This window comes from Enterococcus sp. AZ071 (assembly GCF_050499065.1).
In the GTDB taxonomy this organism is placed as follows: domain Bacteria; phylum Bacillota; class Bacilli; order Lactobacillales; family Enterococcaceae; genus Enterococcus_A; species Enterococcus_A ferrettii.
This window is the reverse complement of sequence record NZ_JBIPAS010000001.1, coordinates 213,638-225,795: the sequence shown is the minus strand read 5'-3', so window position 1 is coordinate 225,795 and position 12,158 is coordinate 213,638. Positions and strand designations below refer to the sequence as shown.

11 protein-coding genes, 1 tRNA gene and 1 riboswitch are annotated in these 12,158 nt (G+C 38.8%); of the genes, 7 read left to right on the top strand and 5 right to left on the bottom strand.

The features are described from left to right. Positions 1-7: 7 nt before the first annotated feature. Together yycF and IGI49_RS01065 are read right to left on the bottom strand one after the other, a co-directional pair. On the bottom strand, positions 8-712 hold the full coding sequence (gene yycF / locus IGI49_RS01070) for a response regulator YycF (RefSeq protein ID WP_207704342.1): 705 nt from the start codon (positions 710-712) through the stop codon (positions 8-10). A gap of 291 nt (positions 713-1,003) precedes the next feature. After that, positions 1,004-1,076 (bottom strand) — tRNA-Lys (locus tag IGI49_RS01065). Positions 1,077-1,240: 164 nt separating this feature from the next. Here IGI49_RS01065 and IGI49_RS01060 point away from each other — a divergent pair. From IGI49_RS01060 to IGI49_RS01050, 3 genes are all read left to right on the top strand, one after another. Continuing rightward, positions 1,241-1,780, top strand: a complete 540-nt coding sequence (locus IGI49_RS01060) for a DUF1836 domain-containing protein (RefSeq protein WP_207704341.1) — start codon at positions 1,241-1,243, stop codon at positions 1,778-1,780. After that, positions 1,773-2,630, top strand: coding sequence for a DegV family protein (locus tag IGI49_RS01055; protein WP_429963097.1), 858 nt, complete (start codon positions 1,773-1,775; stop codon positions 2,628-2,630). The genes IGI49_RS01060 and IGI49_RS01055 overlap by 8 nt, the downstream gene beginning before the upstream one ends. A gap of 304 nt (positions 2,631-2,934) precedes the next feature. Then, positions 2,935-3,984 carry an LPXTG cell wall anchor domain-containing protein gene (locus tag IGI49_RS01050; protein WP_429963096.1) on the top strand — a complete coding sequence of 350 codons (1,050 nt, stop codon included), beginning with the start codon at positions 2,935-2,937 and terminating at the stop codon, positions 3,982-3,984. A gap of 135 nt (positions 3,985-4,119) precedes the next feature. On the opposite strand, the gene mgtA is transcribed toward IGI49_RS01050, so the two are convergent. The 3 genes from mgtA to IGI49_RS01035 form a co-directional block, all read right to left on the bottom strand. Beyond that, positions 4,120-6,774: a magnesium-translocating P-type ATPase gene (gene mgtA, locus IGI49_RS01045; RefSeq protein WP_429964949.1), complete on the bottom strand. Its 2,655-nt coding sequence runs from the start codon at positions 6,772-6,774 to the stop codon at positions 4,120-4,122. 207 nt (positions 6,775-6,981) lie between these two features. Continuing rightward, positions 6,982-7,476, bottom strand: a complete 495-nt coding sequence (locus IGI49_RS01040; protein WP_429963095.1) for a GNAT family N-acetyltransferase — start codon at positions 7,474-7,476, stop codon at positions 6,982-6,984. An 82-nt stretch (positions 7,477-7,558) separates the two neighbouring features. Beyond that, positions 7,559-7,729: riboswitch (M-box (ykoK) riboswitch) on the bottom strand. A gap of 301 nt (positions 7,730-8,030) precedes the next feature. Next, entirely contained in the window at positions 8,031-8,636 is a 606-nt protein-coding gene (locus IGI49_RS01035; RefSeq protein WP_207704338.1) for an ECF transporter S component, read from the bottom strand. A 102-nt stretch (positions 8,637-8,738) separates the two neighbouring features. On the opposite strand from IGI49_RS01035, the gene IGI49_RS01030 reads away from it, so the two are divergent. The 4 genes from IGI49_RS01030 to IGI49_RS01015 all read left to right on the top strand — a co-directional run bounded on the left by IGI49_RS01030 (position 8,739) and on the right by IGI49_RS01015 (position 12,061). After that, positions 8,739-9,338, top strand: coding sequence for a TetR/AcrR family transcriptional regulator (locus IGI49_RS01030; protein ID WP_429963094.1), 600 nt, complete (start codon positions 8,739-8,741; stop codon positions 9,336-9,338). Positions 9,339-9,603: 265 nt separating this feature from the next. Beyond that, positions 9,604-10,746 carry an aminotransferase class V-fold PLP-dependent enzyme gene (locus IGI49_RS01025; protein ID WP_429963093.1) on the top strand — a complete coding sequence of 381 codons (1,143 nt, stop codon included), beginning with the start codon at positions 9,604-9,606 and terminating at the stop codon, positions 10,744-10,746. Between the two features lie 6 nt (positions 10,747-10,752). Then, entirely contained in the window at positions 10,753-11,814 is a 1,062-nt protein-coding gene (gene yedE, locus IGI49_RS01020; protein ID WP_429963092.1) for a YedE family putative selenium transporter, read from the top strand. 16 nt (positions 11,815-11,830) lie between these two features. Continuing rightward, the gene (locus IGI49_RS01015; RefSeq protein ID WP_429963091.1) at positions 11,831-12,061 is read left to right on the top strand and encodes a DUF3343 domain-containing protein; all 231 of its coding nucleotides are present in this window, start codon (positions 11,831-11,833) and stop codon (positions 12,059-12,061) included. Positions 12,062-12,158: the final 97 nt, after the last annotated feature.

Sequence of the window (12,158 nt, the reverse complement as noted above, 5' to 3'; positions counted from 1 at the left end):
TAGTTCATTACTCCTGTTCAGGGTTGCGCAGGTAATAACCTACACCTCTTCTAGTCACTAAATAGTTTGGATGACTAGGGTTATCTTCAATCTTTTCTCTTAAGCGACGAACAGTCACATCCACTGTACGCACATCACCAAAATAGTCATAGCCCCAAACCGTTTGCAATAAATGTTCACGAGTCATTACTTGACCAATATGTTTAGCTAAATAATGCAGCAATTCAAATTCGCGGTGGGTCAATTCAATCGTTCCTCCGCGTTTGGTTACCATATAGGCATCCGGATGAATGGTTAGATCACCAATAGTTAAATCACCTTGTGTTGTATCGTCTTCTTCTTTAGGTGCTTGGCCGCCTCGGCGCAGATTGGCCTTCACTCGTGCAACTAGCTCACGATTAGAGAAAGGTTTCGTAACATAATCATCTGCACCTAACTCCAGCCCTAAAACCTTATCAATTTCAGAGTCTTTTGCGGTTACCATAATAATTGGCATATCATGAGTTTTACGAACCTCACGAGCCACTTCTAAACCATCTTTTTTTGGCAACATTAAATCAAGCAAAATCAAATCCGGCTGGACTTCTTCAACCTTCTCAATTGCTTCTTCGCCATCATAAGCGGTAAACACCTCATATCCTTCTTTCGTTAGGTTAAATTTAACGATATCAGAAATCGGCTTTTCATCATCTACAACTAAAATTTTCTTCACTAAGAGTCACCTCAAACTTTTTCATCTAAATTATATGCTTCTCCATTATACCTTATTTCGAAGAGTGTTTCACCCTCTCAAGGTTCTCAGGCTTTTTCTTGTCAAACTTTTACGAAACCATGAAAAGCTGCAAAGCTCATTGTGACCTAAGAGTCTATCTTCTACTAAGAAATTAAAAGGAGACAAAACAACCATACCATACTTCTAAAACAAAAAAAGAGAATGCGTACTCCATCTTCTAAACGTCCAAAGACGCCGACAGAATACCATTCTCGTGGGTTTGGCACCCAATGGGCCGTGAGGGGCTCGAACCCGCGACCCGCTGATTAAGAGTCAGCTGCTCTACCAACTGAGCTAACGGCCCAAATAAGCTACTTCAATATGTTAGCATTGGTGATTTAAAATTGCAAGAAGAAAGAAGAAAAAAATTATGAAATATTCATGTGATAATTCAACCTAGTTTTGATAACCATATTGTATAATCTTGCTGATTTTGTTAAAATAAATTTAGAAGGGAGCAAAGCCTAGATGGAAGCAAATGAAGAATTAAAACAATGGTCCGCAGCACTAAAAGAAGTTCGTTTACCTCGTTGGGAAGAACTCCCCGAGTTAGAGCTGTACATGGATCAAGTAATTACCTTAATCGACCGTTACTTATCACCTATCATTGAACCAGAAAAGCACCATCTACTTTCCAGTGCTATGGTGAATAACTATGTAAAACATAAATTGGTACCGCCACCACTTAAAAAGCGCTACAACAAAAATCATTTGGCTTATTTGATTGCCATTACCTTGATCAAACAGGTCCTAACGATTACAGATATTAAAGAACTAATCGTCATGCAATTAGCCATTGATGAACCAAAACAAGCCTATAATAATTTCTGTCAAATACAAGAAGAATCTCTGAGATATGTTGCCGGCTTAGTTTTAGCTGAAGAAAATGACCCGACGCTCGTCAGACAATCAGATTATCGATACTTAGCGGTAGAAAATGCCGCTGCCTCATTTGCAAGTAAGTTGCTGGTAGAAAAAATTATTGAATTGGAGAAAACGGATGACTAAAGAAAAAATTGCAATTTTAGTAGACTCTGGAACAGATACGCCTCAAGAAGTGGTAGACAACTCACCGATTTTTATGGTTCCATTGCGTATTATCTTTAAGGATAAGGAATTACTAGACCGTTTGGAAGTTAGCTCAGATAATATTTTCCCTCTTCTAAAAGAAGAATTACCAAAAACTTCGTTACCAAATGGTGAAATGATCATAAAAGTTTTTGATGAAATCAAGGATCAAGGCTTTACACATGTAGTCATCATTACTATTTCCAGCGGATTAAGCGGAACCTTCAATGCGTTGCGATTGTTGTCTGAAGATTACACAGGACTAACTTTTCATGGGATTGATACCAAAAACATTGGAATTGCTGCCGGCTTCTCCGTCATTCTAGCCGCTGAATTAGTTAAACAAGGAAAATCGTTTAATGAAGTTATCGCAGGTGTTGAAGCCTGTTTACCTAAGACTAAAGTTTTTTTTAATGTGGATACATTGGAATATTTACAGCGTGGTGGACGAATTGGATTAGTTGCCTCTTTGTTAGGAAGTGCCTTGAAATTAAAGCCGATAATTTCCTGTAATGAGGAAGGTATCTACTATACAGTGGCAAAAATTCGCGGCCTCAATAAAAGCTTTGATAAAACAATCCAAATTGTTGGAGATTTGCTCAATGGTCACAATCGGTTTAATTTGGCGGTAGCTCATGCTGATGCGATGGAAAATGCGATTAAGATGAAAAAACGTCTAAAAGAAACCTTTCCAAAGGTGGAAAACATTTATTTTGGACCGATTTCGCCGGCCTTGTCTGTACACACAGGACCTAACACTTTAGGTGTTGCAGTTCAGATTTTGGATTAAAATTAACGATTAAAAGGAAACACAAGTCTTTAAAAGATTTGTGTTTCCTTTTCTTATGTCGACTAACTCTCATTCTGTTTAAGGGTCATTTTACTTTTCCAAATTCCCGTCCTCTCCTCCATTTCATCTACATTTTAAAAAATTAAATTGTAAGGTCTACTGCACTAAGCACTTCTCTTTCACAGCGAATAATTGAAAAAAAGCTAGGCAACAAAAAATTTCGAAAAAAGGACAAAATATTACTTTACAAAAAGATTTCTTGTGTTACAATAATATTGCAGAAAGATTACAAGGAGTGATTGAGATGAAAAAAGTTGTTTTGTTCAGTTTGTTGGTATTAACCTTCCCAATTGCAGCGTTCGCTGAAACTACCGAGTCCGTCCCTAATGCAACGATATCTACCCAAGAACAGACTATTGAAAGTGTTCCTGCAGCGGAAGAAGTGATTGATTCTGGTTCAACAATTGACAGTAATACAGCTGATTCAGATGAACAGGATAAAGCAACCTATTCTTCTACCACTGACCTTGAGAAAAAAGAGAACGTTGAAACAAAAGAATCCCCTATTCAATCATCAGAAACGAAAGAGTCTGATGAACCAGTCAAGGAAGAAACGAAGGATTCTGAAACAGGTAAAGAAGAGGAGAACAAAGAGTATACTCCCGCAATTATCCGAGATCAATTGAAAGATACAGCCTATGGAGTTAGCCAAGTTGAATTAGACAGCTATACAGATCAACAGTTAACGACTGCATGGAAAATTTTTGAACGTTATAATTATGATATTACTGGTATGGATTTTGGCAGCTATGTAAGAGTATTACGTAAAGTTTACAAAGATAATGTGATTTCTGCAGCAGACGCTGAAAAAGCTTTGGCTTTTAATCCTAGTCAGTATAAGACCACAGATGAACTCATTCAAAATATTGATCCATTGTACAATTATATTCAGGCTCTTTATCCTAAAGGAAATGGTTTTATTGAGCTTAGTCATCTTTCCAAAGAAGAACTGATCCATATCCTCAATCATCTTGCCCCAGTTCAAGATAAAATTGCCGCTATAAACGGCAATCTATTCTCTGGAGTAGTTAACTGGATTCAATCTTCTTCGCTAGGCAACGCACCTATTGACAATGGGCCTAGAAAAAATGACCAACCAACTAATGTAGCAACCAATGTTAATCAGAACAAAGAAACACCTACAAAAGCTGAACAGATAGTAGATCAGCAAGCTACTGCACAAAAACAGTACCCAAAAACTGGGGAACAAAAAACAATTATCTTAACAATTGCGGGAATTGTACTAGTTGCTGCTGCCGCTTTTATCGGCTTAAGAAAAAAACAGGTCCACTAATCAACTACTGCTAAGTAACCATTTAGACTACACCTGTTTTTTCTAAAATAATACTATTTAGAGATTCCTTTTATATCAACGACTTTCTAAGTCAAAAAACACGAATCAGCTGCCCGCTGATTCGTGTTTCTTCTATTATAATAGTTCTTGGTATTTATTCATGTAGATATGCTTGATCACTGTGACAAGCAACAAATAGCAAACAATCGTTACCATTAACCATAGCCAGTAGTTGGCTGGTAAAGCACTAAGACCGAAACTGCGTCCCAAGCTAGTAGCCGGCAGGATCGAGCCCACAGCAATCCCAAAACCTGTTACAGTAGTTAAAATAAAGGATGCTCTGCTTTGCAAAAATGGTACTTTTGGGGTCCGTAAAGCATGCAAAACTAAGGTTTGAGTCCATAGTGATTCAACAAACCAACCAGCATTGAATAAAGCTATGAAAGCGACCTGCTGCTCCGGAGACAAGCTATGATAGCTGCCGCCAACCACTGCTGGACAAATAAAGAAGTACAACAGCAGATAGGTAGTAATGTCAAAAACAGAACTCGTTGGTCCTAGCCAAACCATAAATTTTCCAATGCTTGAAGCTTCCCAACGTTTTGGTTCATCCAAATATTCTTTGTCCATCCGATCCCAAGGAATCGACATACAAGAAACATCATAAATTAAGTTAAGAATCAGCAATTGCAATGGCAGCATTGGTAAAAATGGCAGGAAAGTACTAGCGACCAATACTGAAAACATGTTCCCAAAATTTGAGCTGGCAGTTGCTTTGATATACTTCATAATATTCCCAAAGGTTTCTCGACCTGCTACAATCCCACGTTCTAATACCATTAAATCTTTTTCTAATAAAATGACGTCAGCAGATTCTTTGGCAATATCCACTGCTGTATCAACGGAAATACCGACATCCGAAGCTTTCATCGCAGGTGCATCGTTTATCCCATCCCCTAAGAATCCAACTGTGTGCCCATTTTCTCTCAAAAGACGGGTAATTCGTGCTTTCTGCTGTGGATTTAGCTTAACAAAGATATTGTATTCTTCAATTACTCTCGCTAGATTTTCGTCTGAAAGCTTGGCAAGTTCTTCCCCGCTGATTAATACTTCAGCGGAAAGACCTACTTGTTTGCAGACTGATTCGGTCACTAACGCGTTATCTCCGGTAAGTACTTTAACACCTACTCCATGTTTCTTCAACGCTTCCAGTGCTTGTTTAGTCGTTTCCTTTGGTGGATCTAAAAAGGCTAGATAACCAATCAAGACCATCTCTTGTTCATCCTTAACTGAAAATTCGCCAACTACGCTAGGATTTGTCTTTTGTGCAACCCCTAATACGCGCAATCCATCTTCGTTCAGTTCTTTTACTTTTGCCAAAATCTCCTCGCGAATCTTTCCAGTTAATGGAATAACTTCTTTATGGAAATCCACATAGCTGGAAATCGCCAGCATTTCTTCGATAGCACCCTTGGTAATCATCTGTGTCTTCCCTAAATTATCTTCTACCACGACGCTCATACGGCGACGTTCGAAATCGAAAGGAATTTCATCCACTTTTTGATACTGAATTTTGTCAGTTTCAAGCGTTTCTTTTGACGCATCAATAATGGCAATGTCCAATAGATTTTTTAAGCCAGTTTGATAATAGCTGTTTAAATAGGCATGTCGCAATACGCGATCATTTTCTTTACCATCACAATCAAGATGGTATTCCAAAATAATTTTATCTTGAGTTAGTGTTCCCGTTTTATCCGTACACAAAACATCAATTGCACCAAAATTTTGAATAGCATTTAAATTCTTAATAATCGTTCCTTTTTTGGCCATTGCTGAAGCACCCTTAACCAAGTTTGTTGTCACAATCATTGGCAGCATTTCGGGAGTCAATCCCACAGCAACCGAAAGTCCGAACAAACAGGCTTCCATCCAATCACCTTTAGTTAATCCATTGATTATGATGACAGTTGGAGCCATTAAGGACATAAATTTAATCAGCAGGAAGGAGGTTTTTTGAATCCCTAATTCAAAACTGGTTTTAACTGGTTTGGCTGCCAAGTCTCGGGCAACGTGTCCGAATAATGTGCGATTCCCTGTAGAAATAACTACACCCTCTGCGGTACCACTAATCACATTGCTTCCCATAAAAACCAAATTCTCATAGCTGGTCTCTGTATCATGATGATTAGTTGTTCGGCCAGCCGTTTTCTCCACGGGGTAGCTTTCACCAGTCAGCGCAGATTGAGAAATAAATAAATCCTTCGCATGGATTAAACGGATATCTGCCGGGATCATATCCCCTGCAGAAAGCTTCACCACATCTCCACAAACAATGTCTTCCATTGGAATTTCAACAAAGTGATTATTTCTTTTCACAGTCGCTGTAACGGTGACTAATGATTTTAATTTTTCAGCTGCTTGATTGGATCTTACTGATTGGATCAACGTCATACTGCCGCTAATAATTACCATGATAGCAATAACACTGACACCAAATAAGTCTTTCTCTCCAGGCGCAGCTAATACATATTCGGTTATAAATGATACAATTCCTAAAGCAATTAAAACGAGTGTAAATGGTGTAATATAGGCTTTAAACACTTCGAATATAAGGGGAGTTTTTTTTCCGTAGGTAATCTTATTGTTTCCGTATTCTTCTCTTAAAAGGCCAGCCTGTCCTTCTGTCAGACCTCTCCTGGGCGTTTTAAATAATTCCATAATTGTTTCAGCTGTACTTTTCGCCATTTGTTCATAGTTCACAAACGACATATTTTTAATGTTCTTTTCCATTATACGTACCTTCTTTCCGATCATCACATACCAAATTGCTAGTCCGGCTAAGAAATAGCCCACAATTTCTAGGATGAGTTCCATCATGTTTCACCTCCGAAGAGATTTTGAAAAGAAGGTCAACAAACGAGCTATCTGAAAACAAATAGACAATAGTCTTTTGCCTTCAGCGGGCGTTTTTCTTTCCAAAACCTCTGTTGTTCCGAACTACTGTCGTCCATGTGTTTTCATCTCCTTTGTTTGGGTCACTACTAGGTTCTTCTTAAATATCTTTAACTCTACTTCATGATCAACGTAGGTTTCTGCAAAGCTTTCATAGGCTAGCTTTTCATAAAAATACCAAGCTTGTTTACGTCCTGTCAGAAAGACTAATTCAAAGCCTAAATTTTGCGCAACATTTTCCGCATATGCAATTAGTTTTTTTCCTAAGCCCATTCCTTGGCAGTTTTGAGACACAGCTACCTGTTTGATCTGCGCAATTTGACTATTTATAGGATGAAGAAGCAAGGTTGCCACAACTTCATGGTCTACACGCACAACTAAATGCCAATCATTTCTCTCTTCTGTTGGAGCAAAAGTGATAGGGGGCTTGCCCGCACTTTCCATCAATAAATTATTTCTTAGCTTAATTCCTTTCCAATAATCTGAACTGTTCCAACGCGTTAATGTGAACACTGTTTTACCATGATTGTTCCTCCTCAATAAATTATTCCTTGATGCGCAAAAAGACCTTTCGCCAAAAACTCAGCGAAAGGCCTGAAATAAGCACATCAAAAAGAAGCTCATTGCGATCTAGTCGTTGAGTTTTGGCACTATACAACGTAAAAAGCAGAGCTTTTAGCTACCTTAAGAAGAGCCTTGTAATCGACAATTCCTGTTCTACCCATTGGCGTCTCTCGACATTTTTGGGCAGTAGCCTGTGTTTGTATAGGAGCCTCACCTAACAAATCAAGTTATTCGTATTTCCGAGGTAAGAATACCACCTGATTAATTCCTTTGTCAACACTAAAAAAATAAAAAAACAGACAAGTTAAAAATAACGATTGTTTTTTATTGTCTTTCACTTTTTCATTTTTTTAGAAAAAACCATCTGTAAAGCAGCCTTAAAAAACTAAAAGAAATCGACAGAAAACCTTCAAAAACTACTACAACTTCAGTTGATCCCCCTGCTTTTTTAAGCGCGATCTTCTAATCATGAAGAATCGTTACTCTCTGCTGATCATATCTCACTAACATAAAATAACGATTAGAATACTCTAATTTCGATTATCTGGACTTAAGTGAGTAGCAGAAAACAGAGCACGAACAATTAAAGGTGTAATAATTCCTGCACCAATCATTTCAGTTATTCCATTGGTGAAAATCAAAGTTCCAAGGACTTTGAATAAACCGGATGGATTTACCCCATAGGCATCAGCTACACCAGTAGTGTATAATAATCCCATAAGCGATAAGACTAAAACTGTATTAGTTAATGAGCCAAAGACGGCAGCAATTACCGTAGCCATTGTTAGCTTGTGATACCTTTTGTACAACCAAGTGAATAGCAGACCAGCTACTAATCCCACTAAAATTCGCGGCAATACCGAAACAATTGGATTAGTAAACACCAATGTATCTAAAGGATTGGTTGGAGAGGTAAATGCTCGGATGACCGTAAAGATTCCCCAAACCATTCCAATAAACATCCCATCCTTGGTCCCTAAAACTACAGCAGCGATAATGACAGTAATATGGATAATGGTTAAATCAGTAATACCTAAAGGAATAAAACCTAAAAAAGGAACCATCGCCTGCAAAATAATTAACGCGGTTAGGATCGCTCGGATCGTTAAGCGATATGTTTTATTTTTTGTATTCATTATTTGCAACTCCTATACATTCATTTTGATGACACACATGTCATTGGGATGATTATACATAAAAATGACACTTGTGTCATTAATTTATTTCTGAGGTGACTTATGAAAAACATTTCAAATGAGGAACGTAAGCGGCAAAAGCGAGAAGCTATCTTGGAAAGTGCTCGCAGAGTATTCGCTAAAAAGGGCTTGATTGATGTTACTATGAAGGATATCATTGATGCTTGTGGAATCAGCCGTGGTGGAATTTATTTGTATTTTGATTCCGTAGATGAAATTTTTATCGAGACCGTAAAACGTCGCAACAGCCGTAAATTTGATTCAATCCGTTCAGCTATCAAAGAAAATCAAGCTTTTGATGAACTACTAGATACTTATTTTAACAGCCATAAGGAGCGTCTGTTAAATACAATCAACGATAGTATGCTGCGGGCTATGTATGAGTATTACTTTACTCATAAATCGGAAGAAGACCAAGAGTTTCAACAGGCTCAAATGGCTGCTACTAAACAAACCATTTCCGAGATCCTAGAGCTCGGGATTAAGCAGCGGGTCTTAGCTGCACAATCTTTGGATACCCTAGCTGAAAATTTTATGTTCGTCATTGAAGGGTTAAGTGTACTCGCACTGATTGGCGATATCACTGAAGCCCAAATTGATGGTCAATTTTCATTGATGAAGTCTTTACTGCCCGGAATCTAACCACCTTCTCTTTCTTTTAGAAAGAGGGGGTTATTTTTGCTTTTCACCTTTACTTTGCCGGTACCAATCAGCTACACTTAACTTGTGATTATTTGAACATTCGATGGTCTTTTGATGAAAATAAGGAGGTGGGGAAAATGAAGAAGTCTATTGATACCTTTACTTGAGTGTGAGTGAACATTCACTTAGAAGTTTCTAAGAAGCATTGTTTCCCACTTAGTCTTTGTATCATGCAAAGAAATTTTCACACAAGGAGAAATGAACGATGATTTATTTGGACAACTCCGCTACTACACTGAAAAAACCAGATGCTGTCATCGAGGCAGTAACCGATGCACTCATGCAACTTGGCAACTCTGGTCGAGGGGTTCATGAGGACTCCTTAAAATCCTCTGAGGTACTCTTTCATGCGCGTCAAGTTTTGTGTCAGCTTTTTAATGGGGAACTAACCAAACAGTTGGTTTTTACTTCCGGAGCAACGGAAAGCTTAAACTTAGCAATCGATGGGTTGCACACCGGTAAGGATCATGTGATTACTACTGCGTTGGAGCATAACTCAGTTTTGCGTCCCCTCTATCGTTTGCAGTCTGAAAAAGGCTTAGAGCTGACAGTTATTCCTGCCGACAAACAGGGAAAACTAGACTATACTGATTTTGAAAAAGCCGTTCAATGCAACACTAAATCCATTATTGTGACTCACGCATCAAATGTAACTGGAAATGTAATGGATTTAGCCAAAGTTCGCGACGTTTGTCAAAATTACGGACTTTATTTTGTAGTGGATGCTTCTCAATCCGCTGGTATTCTGCCGATTGATGTTCAAAAAATGGGAATTGATCTTTTGTGCTTCACAGGTCACAAAGGGCTTTACGGTCCTCAAGGAACTGGCGGCTTATATGTTCGTCCAGGTATTTCTTTGCGTCCTTTAAAGGTTGGAGGCAGCGGGATTGATACCTTCAATCCACAGCACCCAGCACTCTTTCCAACTGCACTGGAAGCGGGAACCTTAAACAGTCATGGAATTGCTGGCTTAGCAGCCGGTGTTGATTATCTCTTAGCGGAGACCCTTGAAAAATTAAATCAAAAAATAAGTGCGTTGACACGCCTCTTTTATCAAGAAGCGGCAAAACTTGATGAGGTCATTTTGTATGGTGATTTCTCTGATAAACAGCGTTGCCCAATTGTTGCATTGAACATTGGACAAAGAGATTCAGCTGAAATCAGCGATTTACTTGCCTACGAATATAGCATTGCAACTCGTTCTGGCGGCCACTGTGCCCCACTGATGCATGAAGCCCTTGGAACAAAGGAACAAGGTATCGTGCGCTTCAGTTTTTCCTCCTTTACAACTGAGACTGAGATTAGGGAAGCCTTGGATGCTTTACAAAAAATTAGTCAAAAGGAGTAATAAGAGATGGAAAGTAAAAAATTGTATGTTGGTGTTGGTTTAGGATTCGGTTTAGTAGCGGTATTACTAACATATTTTGGTAATCCTGCAAATATGGCCATTTGTGTTGCCTGCTTTATTCGCGATATTGCTGGATCAACCAAGCTTCATATGGCTCCTCCAGTTCAATATTTACGACCTGAAATTATTGGTATTATTTTTGGGGCTATGCTGATGGCGATTCCTAGAAAAGAATTTGCTGCCAGAAGCGGTTCTTCTACAGCTACGCGTTTTTTATTAGGCTTTATGATGATGATCGGAGCTTTGATGTTCCTAGGCTGTCCTTTACGGATGATTTTACGTATGGGTGGCGGTGATCTGAACGCTTATGTTGGATTAATTGGTTTTGTAGGCGGCGTCCTTACTGGGAGTCTTTTCTTAAAAAAAGGCTACACTTTAGGCAAAGCTAAAGAAACGAAAACATCCAGCGGGTTCATGATTCCTGGCTTCTTCCTAGTTTTATTTGTTCTATTTTTACTAGTACCGACTTTGTTCATAGTCAGTGCAGAAGGGCCTGGAAGCTTTCATGCACCCGTAATTATTTCTCTAATTGGCGGCTTGGTTTTCGGAGGCCTGGCTCAGCTTTCCGCGATTTGTTTCTCTGGCAGTATTCGTGATATCTTTTTGATGAAGAATTTTAATCGAATTACTGGTGTGCTTACACTATTCGTTGTCGTTTTGATTTATAATTTAGCTACTGGGAGTTTCCATTTGAGCTTTGCAGACCAGCCGATTGCCCACACGGAACATTTGTGGAATATTCTAGGATTGTATGTTGTCGGTTTTGCTGGCGTTCTTTTAAGCGGCTGTCCTCTCCGTCAGCTTATTTTAACTGGTCAAGGCTCTTCTGATGCCGGCATTACAGTCATCGGGATGCTGGTCGGAGCTGCTTTTGCTCATAACTTCGGCTTGGCTTCATCAGGGGAAGGAACAACTAGCTTTGGTCGAATTTCTGTCATTTTATGTATTGTTTTACTATTTATTATTGCTTTTACCAACCGCGAAAAAAGAGCGAGAGCTTCTCGTTAAAACTTAGGAGTACTCAATGAAGAAATGGTTGATTGTCACTTTCGAAACAGAACATGCAGCTCTGTATTTTTCAACATTATGCAAAGAAGCTACTATTGCTGGACGGTTGATGCCGATTCCACGAAAGCTATCAGCCGGCTGCGGTATCTCCTGGCGTTCTGAAACAGCTTGGGAGGAACAAATTCGAACTCTGATTCAGGAGAACTCAGCTGAATTGGATTGTCAGCTTGTTCATGTAGAGCTGTAGGATTGTATAAAAATAAACGTCACGAAAAAATGGTGCGCACCCCGTCAATAGGACAGTGAAATAGTATAAAATTTTTGTGGACTACTCATCAAAAATA